General features: G+C 47.8%; 13 protein-coding genes. 4 read left to right on the forward strand and 9 right to left on the reverse strand.

All coding sequences use genetic code 11. From position 1 onward, the window contains the following. The first annotated feature begins 86 nt into the window (after window positions 1–86). Window positions 87–1,172: an IS110 family RNA-guided transposase gene (locus G459_RS0123390; RefSeq protein ID WP_026969099.1), complete on the forward strand. Its 1,086-nt coding sequence runs from the start codon at window positions 87–89 to the stop codon at window positions 1,170–1,172. Between the two features lie 492 nt (window positions 1,173–1,664). Here G459_RS0123390 and G459_RS0123395 read toward each other — a convergent pair whose 3' ends face one another. From G459_RS0123395 to G459_RS0123405, 3 genes are all read right to left on the reverse strand, one after another. Beyond that, entirely contained in the window at window positions 1,665–3,425 is a 1,761-nt protein-coding gene (locus G459_RS0123395) for a RagB/SusD family nutrient uptake outer membrane protein (protein WP_026969769.1), read from the reverse strand. Between the two features lie 11 nt (window positions 3,426–3,436). After that, window positions 3,437–6,949 (reverse strand): SusC/RagA family TonB-linked outer membrane protein, encoded by a 3,513-nt coding sequence (locus G459_RS0123400; RefSeq protein ID WP_026969770.1) that lies wholly within the window; start codon window positions 6,947–6,949, stop codon window positions 3,437–3,439. 142 nt (window positions 6,950–7,091) lie between these two features. Then, the gene (locus tag G459_RS0123405; protein ID WP_026969771.1) at window positions 7,092–8,129 is read right to left on the reverse strand and encodes a FecR family protein; all 1,038 of its coding nucleotides are present in this window, start codon (window positions 8,127–8,129) and stop codon (window positions 7,092–7,094) included. Window positions 8,130–8,316: 187 nt separating this feature from the next. Between G459_RS0123405 and G459_RS0123410 the strand changes: the two genes are divergently transcribed. Next, window positions 8,317–8,910 (forward strand): RNA polymerase sigma-70 factor, encoded by a 594-nt coding sequence (locus G459_RS0123410; protein WP_026969772.1) that lies wholly within the window; start codon window positions 8,317–8,319, stop codon window positions 8,908–8,910. Window positions 8,911–10,459: 1,549 nt separating this feature from the next. Here G459_RS0123410 and egtD read toward each other — a convergent pair. The 5 genes from egtD to G459_RS0123435 all read right to left on the reverse strand — a co-directional run bounded on the left by egtD (window position 10,460) and on the right by G459_RS0123435 (window position 15,845). Continuing rightward, window positions 10,460–11,395, reverse strand: a complete 936-nt coding sequence (gene egtD / locus G459_RS0123415) for an L-histidine N(alpha)-methyltransferase (protein WP_026969773.1) — start codon at window positions 11,393–11,395, stop codon at window positions 10,460–10,462. Continuing rightward, entirely contained in the window at window positions 11,392–12,549 is a 1,158-nt protein-coding gene (gene egtB, locus G459_RS0123420; protein WP_026969774.1) for an ergothioneine biosynthesis protein EgtB, read from the reverse strand. Before egtB ends, egtD begins: the two co-directional genes overlap by 4 nt. A gap of 96 nt (window positions 12,550–12,645) precedes the next feature. Further along, entirely contained in the window at window positions 12,646–14,136 is a 1,491-nt protein-coding gene (locus G459_RS0123425) for a BCCT family transporter (RefSeq protein ID WP_051315396.1), read from the reverse strand. A gap of 47 nt (window positions 14,137–14,183) precedes the next feature. Next, on the reverse strand, window positions 14,184–15,404 hold the full coding sequence (locus tag G459_RS0123430) for a bifunctional alpha/beta hydrolase/OsmC family protein (RefSeq protein ID WP_026969776.1): 1,221 nt from the start codon (window positions 15,402–15,404) through the stop codon (window positions 14,184–14,186). Between the two features lie 87 nt (window positions 15,405–15,491). Next, window positions 15,492–15,845 (reverse strand): nuclear transport factor 2 family protein, encoded by a 354-nt coding sequence (locus G459_RS0123435; protein WP_026969777.1) that lies wholly within the window; start codon window positions 15,843–15,845, stop codon window positions 15,492–15,494. 459 nt (window positions 15,846–16,304) lie between these two features. Here G459_RS0123435 and G459_RS29245 point away from each other — a divergent pair, with 459 nt between their 5' ends. Together G459_RS29245 and G459_RS0123445 are read left to right on the forward strand one after the other, a co-directional pair. Continuing rightward, on the forward strand, window positions 16,305–17,669 hold the full coding sequence (locus G459_RS29245) for a TlpA family protein disulfide reductase (protein ID WP_026969778.1): 1,365 nt from the start codon (window positions 16,305–16,307) through the stop codon (window positions 17,667–17,669). A gap of 134 nt (window positions 17,670–17,803) precedes the next feature. Further along, window positions 17,804–18,619, forward strand: a complete 816-nt coding sequence (locus G459_RS0123445; RefSeq protein WP_026969779.1) for a hypothetical protein — start codon at window positions 17,804–17,806, stop codon at window positions 18,617–18,619. Between the two features lie 425 nt (window positions 18,620–19,044). On the opposite strand, the gene G459_RS28420 is transcribed toward G459_RS0123445, so the two are convergent. Further along, complete coding sequence (locus G459_RS28420; RefSeq protein WP_051315397.1) at window positions 19,045–19,296, reverse strand: hypothetical protein; 252 nt, start codon at window positions 19,294–19,296, stop codon at window positions 19,045–19,047. Window positions 19,297–19,317 lie beyond the last annotated feature (21 nt).

The raw sequence follows: 19,317 nt of genomic DNA on the forward strand, positions 1-19,317 counted from the left end.
AGCTGTTATGTTTGAAACTAGAAAGGCAAAGCTAGAATAGTTAGATTAAAAGGTCTCTAATCAATTCAATCATAACTACTTAGCTTATGCCTTCTACTAAAGTTAACCCAAATTCGTTTTCGGGCCAAACCCTTTACGTCGGCCTTGATGTCCATAAGAAGAACTGGGCAGTTTCCATTTTCAGTGATCATCATGAGTTAAAGACGATGAGTACAGATCCAAATCCTGATACATTGGCAAAATTCCTCCTCAGGAACTATCCTGGCGCAGACTTTCGGGCTGTTTATGAAGCTGGATTCAGTGGATTCGGTACATGCAGAGAACTCAAATCACTTGGCATAGCCTGTCAGGTTGTCCATCCTGCTGATGTTCCTACCACTCATAAAGAGAAGATTCAGAAAACCGATTCCATCGATAGTCGAAAACTGGCTCGGATGCTTAGAAACAACGAGATATCTTCCATCCATATTCCGGATGAGGAGCTGGAAATCGACCGCTCTTTAATTCGACAGAGGTTCAATCTATCTAAGGATCTGACCAGACAAAAGATTCGGGTTCGCTCCATGTTGTTACAATATGGGATAGAGATTCCCGAACGCTTCAGCAAATCACAGTATCGGTCCTGGTCTAAGCCTTATATGGAATGGTTAAGAGACATACCCCAAGTCTCAGCCCAACTTCAGCAGGTGATCAACAATTATCTGGAAACAGGCCTGGTTCTCAAAAAACAGCTGTTAGATGCCACACGGCAGATACAGGCTCTTTCCAAAACAGACCGATACAAGAGAAACTGCGAACTGCTACTATCTACTCCAGGGATAAGCACCCTGGTTGCGATGAATTTACTGGTTCAGCTGGGTGATATCCATCGCTTCAAAAGTTTTCCAGAGCTGTGCAATTATGTGGGAATTGCACCTACTATGCATAGCAGCGGAGAAAAATCAGTGACCGGAAAACTGAGTAACAGAGGAAGAAAAAGCATCAAAATCATGCTGGTAGAAGCCTCCTGGGTTGCTGTCAGGAAGGATCCAGCCTTAACGCTTTGCTTTAATGAACTGGCCAAAAGAATGAATAAAAACAAAGCCATCATCAAAATCGCAAAAAAGCTATTGAACAGAATCCGGTATATACTCATCAATCAAACTCCTTATGAATTGGGAGTAATCGAATAAGATCTTCAAAAGCCTTAAAAACAAGGAAGGGGAGCAAACGGTATGTGTGTCTGCGGCAATCCAATAGGAATCGACCGTTCAGTGAAGACTACGTCCCCTCCTCTTTAAATTGAACAACAGATTGCAGTCCGACTGCTGATAGGAGATTGTTTAGAGAGGCTAAAGAAGAAGAAAAAATAACAAGTGACTGACGACCATCACTTCTCCAAAAGTGCAAAGATAGTTTCCACCGAACACCTGTAAAGGCTAAATAAACGGTGCTGCGCACCGGCCTTGACAGGTGTTCTCCGGAAACTGAAAGGCACTTAAGAGAAAAGTGACGGAAAAGTATTGTGAAATTTTAGCTAAACCCTTGTTTTTCAACATAGGAGACACTCAGGTTGGCGGAGAAGTAGAAAAGTGCGAATGTCCTTCCGTCCGAATACCTTAGACAGAACATAAAAAAAGGCCCAGACACGCGCCTGGGCCCTTAAGTTTACTAAGTCAAACCGTCTATTTCAAGGTAGGATCGAAGGTGCCACCCCAATCGATGTTTTGCTCGATACTGGGGTTTTTGTCAATGACAGAAGCCTGGATCGGGAAGAAATAATAGGTATCGGGCACCACGCTTACCCGCACACCGGATCTGGGCACCTGAAGAACTTGGTATTTGAAGTTTTCTTCCACCAGACTATAGGTCCCAGCCCTTTCTCTGGCTTCGGCAAGTGATTGCTCGCTGCCGTCTGGATTGACAGCGATTGCCTCCACGCCATGCTTGGTAGCTCCGTCGAGTCTATCCAGCATCCTCAATCTCCTTAGATCCCAAAACCGGCGCCCTTCGAAACTGAGTTCAATGTTTCTTTCCGCAAGGATCGCCTCCCTGATTTCCTCCCTCGACCCTACATTCAATCCATACATCTCATCGTTTCCCGGCAGGATGCCAGCCCGTTCACGGATCATCTTCAGCATCTGGACGGCAGTGGCGGGATCGCCGGTCTCGTTAGCTGTCTCAGCGTAATTCAACATGACCTCGGCAAATCTCATCACCACATAGTCCACATCGTATTGCTGCACTTCGGGTTGTGTCAGATCGAGCAGGCTGTTTTTCAGTATGAAAAAGCCCGTGTACCGATCCAAGTTTGTCGAATTGGTTGCCGCTTTGGGGTTGATCCCAAAATCATCCAACTCATGGGCCACTCCCAAGGACGTGTATTGTCTCTTGCCGGACTTTCCGGAAACCTCATAGACTTTCCCGTTCCATACAATGGACTTCTCAAATCTTGGATCCCGGTCTTTCCAATAATTCTGGAGAAACTCCTCCTCATCCATGTAGTATTGGCCTGAGGGATCGTCATAGCGCTTGCCGTCGAGCATGGGATATTCTTTGATAAATTCCCAAGTAGGACATGCCGAGGCCGGGCCTCTGCTTTCCGATCCGGGGCGCACGCCAAAGTCCCAGTTGGCCGACTTGTCCGGATAGCTGTTGATTACTGAAAACACCACCTCGGGATTTCTTTCTTCCAGGGCCACTCCCCCATAGTCGTCTACCAGGGCAAAGCCTTGGGAAAGCAGGGATTCATAGGCAGTCTTATTGGCTTGATAGGCTTCCTGCCAGTGCGCATTGTCCCAGGGATTGGTAGGGTTGAATTGAGGAGAAGCCTTGTAGAGCAGGACCTTGGCTTTGAATGCCTTGGCGAAATTGCCGTCAATCTTGCCATAGTCTCCGGAGCCGGTTTCGATATTCTCAGGCAAAAAAGCGATAGCCTGATCCAAGTCCTGAATCAGCAAATCAAAACATTCGGCAGTAGAATTTCTCGCGACATAGAGGTCATCTTCGTACCGGTCCTGAGGCAGCGTGATATACGGAACGCCGCCGTGATAGACCACCATATCGAAATAGGTGTAGGCACGCATAAACAGGGCCTGACCTGTAATGTTATCCTTGACTTCCTGGGGCAGCTCTCCCGCATTGACATCGACTATCGCCTGGTTGATCTGCCTGATCCTGTTGTAGTTCCAGGATTTGTATTCGCCATTGCTGATGTTGATCCGGTTGTCATACCAGTGTATGCCAGCCAGCTGCTGGCTGGTCTGATCGGCGCCTGTGTTCCAATTGCCAAACATCTGATACAGATTGGCCATGTAAGCATTGGCCAGGTTCTCATCATTCCAGACCAATTCAGGGCTGTAATTGTTGATATCATCAATATCAAGCACATCTGAACAGGACGAAAACACCAAGAATATGCTGAGGGTATATAGTAAGTTTTTCATTGTGTGCTGCTTTAAAATTTAACATCCAAACCCAGTGTGAACGTCCTCATGAGCGGGAACGAATCGTAGTTCTTTTGCTCAGGATCATGGAATTCCTTCATCTCGGATACCGCGAAGAGATTGGTGCCGTTGAAGAATATCTTGGCAGAGGTCACCTTGAGATTAGAAAGGATTTTCTGCGGGACGTTGTAGCCGACATTCAAGTTCTTAAGTCTGAGGTAAGCTCCGTTTCTGATCCAGAATGAAGTAGATCCCGTTCCCGACTCATACCAGTTTTGGCCAATGGGTCTTGGGTATTGGGCATCCGGATTCTCGGGAGTCCACACGTCGTCAGCCCAAATCGGATAATAAGGCCTTATGGAGCCGCCGTGTTGTCTCATCCCTGCACCTTCCTGATTGCTGATGATGCGGTCGTAGACACCCACTCCCTGAAAGTGTGCATCTATGGAAAAGTTTGCCCAATCGAGATTGAAACCGAAACCATAATTCAACCGTGGAGCTGCATTGGTGGAAAGCAGCTGGAAGTCGTTGCCGTCAATCTTCCCGTCAGGTCCCGGAGCGTAACCGTCACCCCGGATGTCCTCGAAGTACAGCCCCCCCAGATAGGGATCTCTGCCATACTGGGTAAAGCCAGCTTCCAGCAGCTCGTTCAACTGCTCTTGGGTACGTATCATACCAAGCGCTCTCAAGCCTTCTATCCTGTTAACCGGTTTGCCGATAACCGACTCTGCTTCCCGCAGGCCTCCTTCCAAAAAGATCGGATCCTGATCCAAAACATCCCATTGGTCTTTGGCCAAGCCGAGGTTACCATAGACAGAGTAGCTGATGGTGCCTCCTTTGGCACGGTCTCTCCAAAGGATGGAAAGCTCGCCCCCTCTCCAGGATCGCTCCGCGTAATTCTCCGGTGCCAAGGCCTGACCATAGTTGTCGGGCAGCGTTACCAGACGCGAACCGAGGATATCCACTTCCTTCTTGTAAAAGACATCCAGTGAACCCGAGAGCCTGGTAGTCATCAGTTCGAAATCCAAGCCTCCGTTGAAGGTGGTGGATGTGGCCCAAGTCAGATTGGGATTGGGAGTAGCTCCGGGTATGATACTGCTGTAGAGGTCATCTCCGAAGATGTAGCTGCCGCCGTTGCTGTAGGTTTTCACATATGAAAAAGGCGTGATCCGGTTGCCGTTTATATCCAAATCATTTCCTGTGGTCCCATACGATGCCCGGAGCTTCAGGTCATCCAGCCAACTGGAGGTAGAAGACATAAACTCCTCACCTGCAATTCGCCATGCCGCCGAGACTGAAGGGAAAAAGCCCCATCTGCTTTCTTTTGGGAACAGCGTGTTTCCATCGTATCTGAAGGAAAACTCGGCGATGTACTTTTCGTCGAAGTTGTAGTTGGCTCGTCCGATCAGGGAGCTTCTCGCGCCAATCTCTTCCCGGCCACTCCCGTATCTTCGCTCAGAATCCTGCGAGTAGACAAAGTCCTGGTCATAGTGGGTCAGGGGATCTTCTGCTTTGGCAAATGCCCCATACAAACCGTTTTCCGCTTGCTCGTAGACCAGCATGGAGTTGATACCGTGCTTGCCAAAATTCCGCTGGAAGTTCAAAAACCAGTTAAACTGATAGCTCCACTCCGTCTCCAATTCATAGCTCAGAAACTCCTGGTTTTGGCTAAAGTTGAAGATATTGGTATTGTTTGGATCGGGCGCTGCCGGGAGAAACCTGTTTCCGTCAGGATCGGCTTGGGTAAACACGTAATTTTTCTGATAGGTCAGGTATTTCTTTCGCATGTAGTCTTCCGCCAGATAGTTGCCTGACACCCGTGTAGAGAGTCCTTCCAGAAGGTCTCCCAAGTCCACGTTCAGCGCCAGGATGGCGTTGGCTTGGCGCTTTCTGGTGTTGATGTACCGATCACCGACGATCTGGTCAATCACACTCCAGGCCTGCCAGCTTCCCATCGGGGTCTGTACCGGATAGTCAGTGACGTAGTCGGCTGGAGTTCCATCTTCTTCCAGGTAAAATGGATACACTTTGGGCCAGTTGAAGCTCACCCGGTAGAGATCTGAGACATCGTAGTCGTCGTCTCCCGAAAACGGCCAATAGAAACGGTCGTGGTTGAGCTGCGTTGCGGAGACGTTGAGGTCGAGCCGGATCTTTTCGGTGATCTTGGCCGACACGTTAGTCCGGAGGTTAAACTTGCCATTCTCCACACTTTTGTAGGAGCCCCTTTCGCCGATGTAGCTCAGGAGGGAATAGTAGGTGACGTCATCATTTCCGCCTGTTACACTCAGCGCATAGTTTTGGCTGAGGGGATTTTGCCAGATGAAGTCATTGACGTTGTAGCTTCGGTTTTCGAAATACTCAAATTCCTCGGGTCCATTTGGCAGACTGGTGCCCAGGTATTCCGCCACTCTGTTTTGATAGATGAGTTCGTCCGTTGCGGTGGTTTGGTCGGACAAGAGCTCTTGAGTTGGTCTGGCGGTGGTAAACGTAGAGAGGAATCCCACCGTCATCTTCTGCTTGGTTCCCGTCTTGGTAGTCACCAACACCACGCCGTTTCCCGCACGTGATCCGTAGATCGACGCAGAGGCGGCATCCTTGAGAAAGGACAGCTGGTCAACCTCGTTGGCGTTGAGTGCATCAAACGCCTCTTTGTCCCGTACGATTCCGTCAATTACATAAAGCGGATCCCCAAAACTTCCCCGTATGCGAATCGAAGAAGATGCGCCAGCCATGCCGGAAGTTCCGGTGACATTTACTCCAGGCGCACGTCCCGCCAGGGTGTTGGATAGATTGGTGGCGGGTATTTCACTGATATCGGCGGTTTTCACAGGGGAAATCGCTCCGGTTAGGTTTACTTTTTTCTCCGTGCCATAGCCTACGATCACCACCTCATCCAGAGAGCGGGTATCCTCTCCCATCGTGATATCGATCTGGCTTCTGTTACCCACTTCGACCGTTTGGCTTTCATAGCCTATGAAAGAAAATACCAGGACCGCATCTTCATCGACGGTGAGGCTGTATTTGCCGTCCACGTCGGTAACAGTCCCTTTGGTTGTCCCCTGTACGGTGATCGTCACTCCGGGGAGCGGGGCCTGGGTCTCGTCTACGACCGTACCCGTTACCGTGATGTCGGGCATCTTGACCACCACTGGTGAAGTCTCCTTTTTGGTACCGACGTGGATCAGGTTGTTGACCTGTCGGAATTTGAGATTTGTATTTCTGGAGATCTCCTCCAGGAGCTTTTCCAGGGAGACCCTCTCCGGGATGTCCGCGGGGTCAAAGACTTGTCCCTGAATATCCACCGGCTTGTATGAGAAGGTAAAATCTGTCTCACTTTCAACTTTTCGGAACACCTCCATCAAGGGGCGGCTCTCTTTTCCGATTGAGACAAAAGTCTCATCCAATCTGGACTGGGCATTGCCGGGCGCTGCCAGGATCGTGCTGTAAAAAAAGCACTGGAAAACGAAACCCAACAGGGCACGTTTTCCCATGGTTACAATTATTTCCTGTAACTTTGTCATCATAATAATGCTGTTTATGGATAATTTAATTCGTCTGTAAACTTTCAGATCATTGGTCATTGCTGCACGGCCAAATCCAGCTTTGATCGATGATCTTTTTTATTCTCTCTTCTTTTGGTTCTTCATAGGCATCTTGTTTTGGTGGTTAGCGATAGATGGTTACTGTGCTATTGTCAATCCGAAATTGGAAGTCATAAACAAAGGAAAGTCCCAACAGGACTTCTTCCAGAGTTTGCTTTTCGAACCTTCCGGTATAGTGTGCTGTGGGACGCCAGCTGTCAGGCAATAGGATTTTCACCCCATACCACTTTTCCAGCCGTCCGACAACTTCCTGAAATTCAGTTTCCTTAAAACTTATTACATCGTCTTTCCATGCGAAGACCTCATCGTACTCGACCGGAACACGGTCGAAAGATCCCGCAGCCGAACTGACCTTTACTGCGTCCATTGGCTCCAACACGACAACGTCCTTTTCCTCGTCCATTTGCTGATCTGCCGGCAGGGACACCTGAACCTTTCCGGTCAGTACCGCAACCATCGCGGGTTTGTCGTCCGCTGTCCTGACCAAGAAGGATGTTCCGAGCACTTTGGTCTCCATCTGATCAGAACGTACTATAAAAGGGCGGTTTTGCTCCGGCGTCACCTCGAAAAAGCCCTCTCCCTCCAGAAAAACCTCGCGTGTCTCTTCTGAAAACTTTCTGGGAAATCTGATAGAACTCAGCGAGTTTAGGATGACCTCCGTGCCGTCGCCGAGCCTTAACTTCAGCTTTTGCCCGACCGGAACGGACCTTTCGATCCATTCAGCCTGAAGACTTGCAGTGCGGGAGTCGCTGATCCCCTTTTGGGAGTAAAAGTGCGCAACACCCCAGACCACCAGAAAAACTACCACGCAGGCTGCCACGGTATTTCTCAGATAGGCGAGTTTCTCCATCCGGAAAATCTTTCTGTCTACCGTCTTTTCGAACACGACCTCCGGTTCGGCATCAAGATCGATCCTATCCTTGATCTTAGCCAAGATCCCTTCGCTTACTCGGGAATCCATGGTGTAATCCCCATGATACCCGTCGAAAAAGCGCTCCAGTTCTTTTTTCCCCTCGGGAGTGTTGATCCAGCGCAGGATGGAGTAAACCTCCTCGGCGCTGCAATCACCTTTGAAAAATTTCCTGAGTTTTTCGGGGTTCATGGGTCGAATTTTAAAGTAGTACTGAAAAAAGGAGCCTACCCCCCAAAAGAATTTTCGAAAAAATATTTTCTCTTTTTAATACTGGGAAAACACCAAATAATCATGAATCTTCCCCATGATTTAGAAAACTTTCAAAATATCTTTGATAGCTTACACAAATAATTTTTGAACCGTCTGTTTTTTTTGAATGAGTCCGTCTTTACAAGAAATAGCCAAAAATCTACAAAGGGGATGCAAAACGTCTTTCGAAGAGATCTATAAGCTCTACCACGGAAGGGTGTTTGGGTTCTGCGTGAAGTATGGGCTTGACCCTTCCGATGCAGAAGAGGTGACTCAGGAGGTGTTTGTGAAGATTTGGGAGGCTCGGAAGCAATTGGATCCTGAGCGGAATATTCAATCTTACATCCTGACGATTGCCAGGAATGTTGCCGTAGACAGCTTCAAGGCCAAGATCAAGGAGCAGGCGACCAGAAAGTACCAGATGAGCTATCTGGAGTCGGGTTTCAACAATATCGAGGAGGCTATCGACTACCAGGAGCTTCAGGCAACAGTCGAAGATGTCATGAATAGAATTCCTGAGAAACGGAGGAAGGTTTTTGAGTTGTCCAGAATAGAGGGACTGTCCCATAAGGAAATCTCCCAGGAACTGGGAATCTCCCCCAAGACGGTAGAAAATCATATTGCGCTTGCGCTGCAGGATTTTCGTGTGGCCTTTGCCGAGAAGAAGATCGTGAGTGTTGCTGCGTTGATGGTGGTTCTGTCGGGTGTGGTGGGAGTTTAATGTTTCGACTACGCTCAACACAAGAATTTAAAATGGAGAGTTTAAAGTGGACCAAGTTCCGTCGGTGTTGGTGAGTTTTCACTTTGTCGGAGACGTCTTAATGAGGAGCAGTAAGTCATTCCATCATTTTTACGAAAAATTCCCGCGACAAAGGATATCGTCGGTAACAGGAAATCAATGCCGAGGTACGGAGATGGTGGTTATTGCAAAACTCCCCTGCAGCCTGGCCTCCCGATACGCTGCGCTTCTCGGGACAGGCTCTCGCTAAAACAGCCCGCCGCGGCGGGCTGTTTCTTAACGCTCGGTCCTCTGGAGAAGCAGGACAACGGGAACGCCGGCCCGCTGGCAAATCGCCCTACGCGCCCACAAAACAGTGATTTGTTTCCGCCAAAGGCTGAGGTTTGACCTCCGACCCAGAATGGGTCAAACTTTTCAATAGCCGTGGGTGAAGACTGAGGCACGAAGGCTGTAACCCATGGTAAAAAGAAAAATGGTCGCTTACCTCGGCGCAGAGATGTCGTCGGTAACAGGAAGTCAATGCCGAGGTACGGAGATGGTGATTGGTAAATAGTCCAGCTTTCGGAGAAGCGGGACGAGGCTTGAGTGAGGTCTCAGGAAATTCCAAGGTCGTTTTCTTCGTCACTTTTTGACGCAAAAAGTAACCAAAAACTTCGGGCCTCAGTCTTTACTTCCAATCGGTGGTGTTTTCTGCTAGACGAGTATTGGTGGGCGATTGGATTTTTGGCCCTGCTCCAAACCTAAAAACAGGTGGATCTCCTTCGTAACCTCAGGAGCTAACCTGTTTTTTTACGGTTTTCCGCAGAACCAAAAACCGTAAATCCTGCAGGGCCCTTCTCTAGCCGGCTGTGTCTGGTACTTTTTTTGTATTGGCTATACGTCTGATACGGCTTAGGGGCCACAACAACAACTCGTGCCGTAGGTACGCCAGATGGGTAGCCTGGGGTTTTATGGTTCGACACTTCGACAGGCTCAGTGCAGGCAGCTCACCAACCGACCCCAGGTAAATGTCGTTACCCGTGATCCACCTCGGCGCAGAGATGTGGTCGGTAACAGGAAGTCAATGCCGAGGTACGGAGAATGTGGTTATTGCAAAACTCCCCTGCAGCCTGGCCTCCCGATACGCTGCGCTTCTCGGGACAGGCTCTCGCTAAAACAGCCCGCCGCGGCGGGCTGTTTCTTAACGCTCGGTCCTCTGGAGAAGCAGGACAACGGGAACGCCGGCCCGCTCTTGCGCCCGTCCGCCCGCCTATCTGAATTGGGATTTGTTTCCGCCAAAGGCTGGGGTTTGGCCTCCGACCCAGAATGGGTCAAACTTTTCAATAGCCGTGGGTGAAGCCTGAGGCACGAGGGCTGTAACCCATGGTAAAAAGAAAAATGGTCGCTTACCTCGGCGCAGAGATGTCGTGGGGAACGGGAGGTTAATGCCGAGGTACGGAGAATGTGGCTAATGGGAATAGTCCAGCTTCTGAAGAAGGACGTCACGACCCAGAATGGAAGAACGCGTCGCAAAAAGTTTACTTCAGCCGGTTTAAACCATCAATACCCAAGAAAACAATCCCTGAGAATCTGAGTAGACAGAATCCAGGGATAAACCCGCGGCCGATGAAAGTTCTTGCAAGAGTGGAAGGTCATACTTTTGGGAAATTTCCATCTGGATTACTTCATCTCTTTGAAATTGGATCACTTCATCGCCGATAGTCACGGCTTGATCCCTGAGGCTAAACAGAAAGCTCTCTGCAGCGCCGGTGATCGGATGATAAGTGGCATAATGCTCAAATGACTTCAAGTCAAAATCAGCCTTCAGTTCCCGGTTAATCCTTGTCAATAGGTTGAGATTAAACCGTTTGGTAAGTCCCGTGGGGTCGTTGTACGCAGACAGGATTTTCTTTGGATCTTTCTTTAGATCTACGCCAAGCGCAAAGAAGTCTCCGGGCTTCAATTCGCCTTTGATGAATTTCAAAAATTCAACGGCTTTGCCTTTTCTGAAATTCCCAATATTGCTTCCTGCAAACACGATCAATCTGGGATTTGTCCGGTCTTTAAGAGCCGGGAGTGTCTTGAAGTAGTCCCCCGCCAAACTCTCGAAATGCACCGAGGGGACAGTTTTTCTGAACAGTTCTTCGTTTACTTTCAAGATCCCTTCAGAGATATCCAACGGAAAATAGCTGAGATCAGCAGAGAACTGACTCATGACCTGAACCAAATGAACCATCTTTCTCCCGTCCCCGGCTCCGAGCTCGATGATATCGAGTCGGGTCTGGTTGATTCGCCTGGCTATTGCCTCGGACTGGGTCTGAATGATTTCAAACTCTGCCTCCGGGAGGTAATACTCCGGCATGTCCATGATTTGCTGAAAGATGCGGGATCCTTCATCATCATAAAAATATTTGGAAGACAGCGTTTTAGGACTGCTTTTCAAGCCCTGCAACACCTCTTCCATAAACAGTTTCACACTTTCGTTCATCTTGCCAGTCTTAGTCCTGAAAATATCCATCGAGCGGATGGGTGAAAGAAATTCCGATAGGTGATGCGGGAATGCCCCGCGGGTGTGGCTACCGAACCTCCGCGGAGCACATGGAGACCGACCATAAATTTCCCATTGTATTCTCCCAGGGCTCCCGCAACTTTTTTGAATCCCGGATAGGGCAAGTAGGCACTGTTGGTCCATTCCCAAAGTTGCCTCCAATCCAGCTGCGCTGCAGCCACTTCCCATTCAAACTCGGTAGGCAATCGGCACCCTTTCCACGCCGCATAGGCCATGGCTTCATAAAAACTCAGATGCTGTACCGGGAGTTCCAGATCGATCCGTTCGAATCCACCCAAGGTGTAGTTCCACCATTCCCCATCCTTCTGATGCCAGTACAGCGGTGCGGTGATTCCCTCTTTTCTGATAAAATGTAAGCCCTCATCCAGCCAATAATCAAAATTTTGATAGCCTCCGGCACCGATGAATTCCAGGTATTCCCCGTTGGTCACCAAGCTGTCCGATAGTTCGAACGCTTCCAGAAAAACCCGATGCCTCCCCAACTCATTGTCGTAGCAAAACCCATCTCCGGCAAAACCGATCTCATAGATTCCTTCCTCAAACTTCAGGAAATCGCCTTTTCCCTTAGGCTTGGTATGAAATTCGGTCCCATACACCGGAAATGTAGGCTGATTGCCGAGGATATACTTCAGATCATAGACCAACAGTTCCTGATGCTGTTGCTCATGGTTGATGCCCAACACGATCCTATCGAGAACCTCGTCACTTAGCTTTTGTAAACGCATCATCTCAGAGAGTTTTCCCGTCACATATTCCCGGTATCGCATGACTTCCCTTACCGGCGGCCGACTCATCAGGCCCCGGTTTGGTCGGAGGACGCGATCACCGGCATGGTTGTAATAGCTGTTGAACAGATAGGCAAAGTCCTCGTCAAAGATCCGGTAACCAGGCGAAAAGGGGATCAAGACAAACTGCTCAAAAAACCAAGTGGTGTGCGCCAAGTGCCATTTTGGAGGGGACACATCCGCGATGGGTTGCGGGACGTAATCTTCCACCTCCAAAGGGGCGCAGATCGCCTCGGTATGCTTTCGGATCGTTAGAAAATCGGTCTCAATCAGTTCCTGATTTTTCATGTGTTTATAATTTGATTTTTATTTGCCACATAGCCTGTCCCGATTTTTCTTCGGGAGAATCTCGCATCGCCGACAATCCTTCCAGTGTGTGACTTTTTAGTCATGCTCGATTTCATCTGGATTCGGTTTAGCGATCCTTCGGAGGAATTGGACGATTAGAAACAGAAAGACAAAACTGAAAGGCAGGGCAAACAGAATCAACAGATTACTCACTGCCTCTAACAGTCCGTCTTTCCCCAGCCATACCAGGATCGCGGTGAAAAGGAAGATGCTGATCCCCCAGAAAATCCGGATCCTTGAGTTGGGTTCTGCTTTTCCTTCGTCAGAAAATATACTCAACACGAAGATCGCCGAATCAATTGAGGTGATCAAAAAGGTGGAAACAAGCAAAGTGACAAGCAAATTGCTGACCAACGGAAACGGGAAATGCGAGAAATAGTTGAACAATGAGCTATAGATCGAAGAAAAGGATTCGGGTGCCACCTGACTGGATTCGATCAGTTCGATGCCGTTCAGCCCAAATACAGAAAACCATAAGAAGGTCCCCAAAGCCGGGATAATCAAGGTAGCTGCCACAAGCTCCCGGATGGTCCTTCCCTTGGAAATCCTCGCTATAAAAACGCCCGTAAATGGTGCCCAGGAGAGCCAGAATGCCCAATAGAAATAGGTCCAGTCTTTCAGGAAATCATCTGAAACCTGTGCTTTCCCATAGTTGAGACTCATCGGTAGAAAGTCCCGAAGGTACATTCCAATAGCAGAGAAAAAGTAGGAAACCGAACCGAAGGTATCACCCATAATCCAGGCGAAGAGCAACAGGACCGTAGCTCCCAGGATGTTCAAATTAGACAGCAGACGGATCCCCCTCCTGACCCCAAAATGAGCGGAAAGCGTCGCTATCACCGATACCAGGAGAATGGGCAGGATTACCGTGTGCGAAGAAAATCCCCATCCTGTCCAGTAAGCCACAGCTTCCATCAGCTGTCTACTGCCCAACCCAACTCCTGCTACCACGCCAAACAGGGTGCATAGCACAGTCAGCAAGTCTAAGCATCCAGCCAACCAGGGATGATTCAGCCTTCCCAGGAGGGCCGAGGAACTCAGGGCGGAACCTTCTTTGATGTAGAGATTGTAAGCGACAATCAAGGCCATCAGTCCATAAAAAGCCCATGGAGTCAGCCCCCAGTGGAAAAAAGTGTACTCAAGCGAGAAGGTTTTCGGGTCTATGTCAACTTCCCGGGGAGGATTTTGAAAGTAAAAGACAGGTTCCTGTACTGCCCGTAAGATCAGGCCGCCACCCATCCCTGTGCTATATAGCATTGCAATCCACGAAAGCCAGCCAAACTCGGGTTTCCCAGCTCCCAGTTTGATCTTTCCCAAGGGAGAAATCCCCGCCAGCAACATCAACAGCACCGATCCAAGGCCCAAGAAGAGGTAGTACCCGCCAAAAAAAGAAAGCACCCATTCGGTCCAAACGCCCAATGACCCAATCAGGTAAACATTGAAAAACAGCACCCCGATCAAAAAGATCAACAACACCGCAGCAGTAAGCCGGAGTAAGATTGATGGATTGGAGGGAAATGGACTCAATTCAATTGCTTTGGTTTACTGACACTATAATTTCAACTTTTCTCTTCTCAAACCTGACTCTTAAAATAGGTTTCGACTTTGATCGGCTCGTGCAGGGTTTTATGGACAGGACATTTGTCTGCGATTTCCAACATCTTTTGTTTCATCTCCTCCGTAACGTCACCCTTGACCTCAAGCCATCGGGTGAACTTGGAAAGCATTGCATTTTGGGAGCTGTCCACCGACTCACTGTCTTGCTGATGGACCCGCTCATGATTGAGGTATACGTTGATTTCCTTCAAAACCCAGCCTTTTCGGTCGGCATACATCTTCAGGGTCATTGCAGTGCAGGTGCCCAGAGAAGCCATCAACAGGTCATACGGAGTGGGTCCCAGGTTCTTTCCTCCCACGGATTCAGGTTCGTCGGCAATCAGGTGATGAAAGGGAGTCATCACCTCTGTGGTGTAAGAATCCCCGGCAAGACGGACCTTCACCTGATGCCCTTTTACATTATTTTCGGATACTTCCGTGGGCAGATACTTCTTGGACCAGGTGCTGATCACTTCACCGGCATAGCGGCTTTCTTTCTCATCCGATAATAGATGATCTGAACCGTCGAGGGTTACAAAGCTTTTGGGATGGAAGGCCGCTTGATACAGCTCGGCAGCATTGGAGATATCCACTACTCTGTCCTGTGGGGAATGCATGAAAAGAAAGGCCTTTCGCATCCCATGGAGTAATTCAAGTAGATTCTGTGATTCAAAATCCTTTAGGAATTCCTGACTTAAGGTAAAGGGCTTTCCTCCAATATCAACCTTCGCCTTTCCGTCCTCTTTTATGCTATCCAGCTCATCCGAAAACAGCCGCTTCACATGATCCGGTTGCGAAGGCGCGCCAATGGTGACAACGGCTTGGATACTGTCCAGTCTTGCGGCTGCAAAGATCACTGCTGCCCCGCCCAGGGAATGACCGATGATCAACTTGGGAGCCTCGTAGTTTTCTTCCAAAAATTGGGAAGCCGTGATCAAATCGGAGACATTGGACGAAAAACCGCCCTCTTCAAAGTCGCCGTCAGATTCCCCCAAACCTGTAAAATCAAGGATCAACACGGCCACACCCAACTGGCTCAGCGTGGCTGAAATATTGGTCACCGCCTTGAAGTTTTTGGAGCAGGTAAAGCAATGGGCAAATACCGTATAAAACCTCGGTACTTCATCCAAGGGTAGATAGAGTCTGGCGGAAAGCTGCTCCCCTGACGCATTGGGGAAAGAAAGATTTTGAATTTTCATAAGGCCAAATTTAAAAATGGCAAACTTCCAGACACTAGCTCAGGTACCGGGAAAGTGCCCCTTGGGTAGATCTATCGGATATTTTTCCTATTCAAGTTCAATATCCATCCGTCTCAACAGATCATCTTGAATCGTGTAAACGTGTTTCACTATTCCGTCGAACAGCTGATTTCCTTCTAGATCCTTAACAACCTGATGAACTTTTACTTCTAAAGTCCCGTCTTCCCTCTCGTTAAGCTCAAGTGGTTGGACGGTTGGATTTATCTCAGCCCATTGTCTAGTCCAATAAGCCCGAATTTCATCGTGACCGCTTACATAACCGCCTTCAAATGCTTTTGGCCACTGTACGTCTACATGAAATGTTGCAAGCGCACTGTCAATATCTCTGGAATTGAAAGCTGAGTAAGCTTTATGTATTAAATCAGAAATGTGGTTATTCATATAGATGCTGTTAATTTTTGGTTAGGCGGTTTTTTGATGGTGTTTCTACCCCGCAGGTTTCTTCCCGTCTGCCGTCCAAATTAATGATTTCGTCCAAACTGGCCTTGGACTGTGGTTATTTTTGTTGGTGTTGGGTAGATTGTGGTTTGTTTCAATACTCGAATCGGGATAAGCGATATGGATTGGAAAAAGCGGGCGGTGCCGAGATCTGCTGAAAGCGAATCTGTTTCGGCCGGTCCTCTTTCTCTCAGGAGGCATGGGTGGGGGAAATGAGGTTGCGTCATTTATCATTTGACAGCCTTAAGTTTCACATTTGACTATCGGGAATTCGGAAAAGCCAAAATTTCGGGATTCAAAAGGAACTCCTTTAGCTAACAGGGGTCGAAACGAAATCCTTTTTTCCTGAATAGATAGTTACTTGCCTTAAAAAGCTTATATTGAGGATAGTAAACGATTTACATGAACAAAATCTTCATTTTTATTACCGGTGCTTTTCTGGCTTTTCAAAGCTGTTCGGAACCTGAGGTTTTTGAAATAACGATTCCTGAAAGTTCGAACCCATACGACAGCTTATTCATTCAGGAATTAATCACCGGTGAGACAATTGCCAAAATCCCGCTCAATTCTCCTCAGCGAAAATTTTTCTTCCCGATCAAGCACCCTCTTTTGGTCGGCATTCAGATCAAAGGAAAAGAATCCCCTTATTTAGCTATTCTCGAGCCAGGAAGTAAAAGAGAGCTCGTCTTCGAGGGGGAGAATGTCAAGACTAAAAACCAACCCGCTGATTCGTTGAGCAATTACCTCTGGCATTCCTCTGACGAAATGCATTCAAAATACGGTAGACTCTATGAATACGGCGACGTAGCTGAGGTAAAACAGAAGTTTGATAGCTTGATCGAGAAAAGACAAGAAGTTATCGCTGGGGATTCGAAACAACTATCTGAAGGTGAATACGCAATATTGAACTATCAAAATAAGGCTCGAGCTCAAAATTTCCTTTTTTACTTTGGTCGGATGATGCGAAAACTAAAGCCGGAAGATCCGTTTTTTGATTTTGTCGCTGACATTCCAGCTTATGGAACTGAAGCCAAATCACTTCCACATAATATCTTATATCAGTATGAGATTGAATACCTAAGAAAGAACGATTCCATACCGTCTATTCCGTTCTTCTTGGATATCATCGAATCCAAAAACACCGATCCAGCCCTAGAAGATTTTCTGAAAGCCTTTTACATCCAATCAGTCATCGAACATCCTACTTACTGGCGACCTCATCAACATTTATTTACCACTGATAAAATCAAGGAAGCCTTAGAACGAGAAAAGAATAATCCCTATATCTACCTTATAAATAGAGCGTCTGACTCATTCTTTTCGTCTATGGCAGGTATATCCGCCTTTGATTTTGAAGCAAGAAGACCTGACGGTTCTTCCTTTAAACTCTCTGAATTAAGGGGGAAGCTTGTGCTGATCGATGCGTGGGCTACTTGGTGCGGTCCCTGTATCCAGCACCGTCCAAAAATCCTGGAGATAGCGGCTAAGTATTCCTCAGATCCGAGAATTGAGGTCGTTATGATATCCTTAGATTCTGAATTGGATAGATGGAAAGAATTTGTATCCAACACCAACCCCAATGAGGATGGATCCGAAGTCAATATTCCAGATGGGATGAATGATACGTTTGGAGACAAATACCTGGTCAAGTCAATTCCCAAATATTTTTTGATTGATCCTGAGGGTGTAATTATCAGTTCCGATTTACCTGATCCCTCTCTCGGTATGGAGCAGATGATAGAAAGAGAGTTAAGTAAAATGCAGTAATCTCACGCAGCATAGTTGCGCATGTGCTTATAAATGGATTAAAATCTTGTCATTCTGAAAGTAATTTGACGCTGTCGGCACATTATCTCCGGTGGGTCTTTTCAAAGTTATATTTGATATAAAATTTACTAACCATGATCGAGTTTATAACAAGGAAACTGGGCATATCACGGGCAACACTGAAAGCCAACGTTGTCTTTGGCCTGTTTTTGTTTTTTTCGACCTCTTGCAGTCCAGGTCCTGAAGACGAACCGCTAAATCAAGATCCGGAAATTGATATTTCTGCCATTCTCCAAAAGTCAGTTGCACCCGGCCAACATCCGACCTTGCCCAGCCTGACCACTTTCTATCAGGGCTCAGACGTGACTGGCTACTTACATCACTTTTATGATATCGAAGGCAGGCCCCTGCTGGAGATAGGATTCAACTCCCAGAAGGATACCGTAGGTTTTACGACTTTTCATTTCACGGACACGGGATTACTGAATTCGAAGGCCGAATACAGTTTCCAAAATCTTACTCATCCTTTCACTACACTTGAATACCACTATGACAATGCCGGCAGACTGAAGCAAATCTTGCGAGACGGCAATAACTTTGAGCTGTATGAGTACAACACGGCTGGCCAGATCAGTAAAATAAGCCTGGGTTCCAATCCCGGTTTGTTCTATCTTTTTGAATATGACGAAAAGGGAAGGATTTCCCGGCAGGTCTACGTCGCCGAAAACCAATATGACACACCTTTTAGGGACTGGTATTTTGGGTATGATGATGGCGGTCTTTTGATTTCCAAGTCTGTACCTGTGTCCAACACAGAGAGAAGACCCATGTTTGAATATCGGTATGACACCAAAAAAAGACTGGTGGAAGAGATCGAATATTACCCCGAACACGGCTTTGCACTTTGGCTTTGGAAAGCTCTACAGTATGATGGTTTGGATGGATTTTAGACAGGGAACGGGGATGTTGATTTTGGAGATGTAAAAAGTCCGACATTGGACAAGGCTTGAGTTGAGGCCTTGGGAAGCTCCACAGTTGATTTCTTTATGTTTTTTTTCTTGATAGAAAAGAAAGAAAAAATCAAGACTGGGCAAAAACGGGAGTTTTTGAGCCAGGTTGTGGGGAGGAAGCTTCTCCCCGCGAGGCCGAACGCCGGCCCGCTTTTGCGTCGGCCCCCGCGCCTATCCTAACCATGATTTGTATCCGCCAAAGGCCAGAGTTCGAAGTCACGACCCGGAATGGGTCAAAGTTTTTAATAGCCGTGGGTGGAAACGTGAGTGTCCACACTCACGTTGGCGAAGCAGTCCGACGTACCATACAACAAAAAACCCAGGCAAGACCTCCTGCCCGGGTTTTGATTTTCAAGGTTACTGGTTTACTTCACTGCCTGCAGCAACTTTTCTTCCAGCCGGCTTTCATCCACGGTCAGTTGGCAGATGCTCACCAGGATGGTGCCCGCTGTCACTGCATGGCCAGCATAAGCCAAGAGCATTTCAGGTACTTCTCCCGGTGCGGTCAGCATTGCGGTGCCGATGGCGGCGATCAGGAGTCCTGCCTTCTTCAGCCACTGGAAGAAAGGAGGGGTTGGGGCCAAGGCCCGGTTTTTTACTTCTGAGAGTATGTTCATAGTGAATTAGTTAAGAGTTAT

Source organism: Algoriphagus terrigena DSM 22685, from assembly GCF_000429445.1.
Lineage (GTDB): Bacteria > Bacteroidota > Bacteroidia > Cytophagales > Cyclobacteriaceae > Algoriphagus > Algoriphagus terrigena.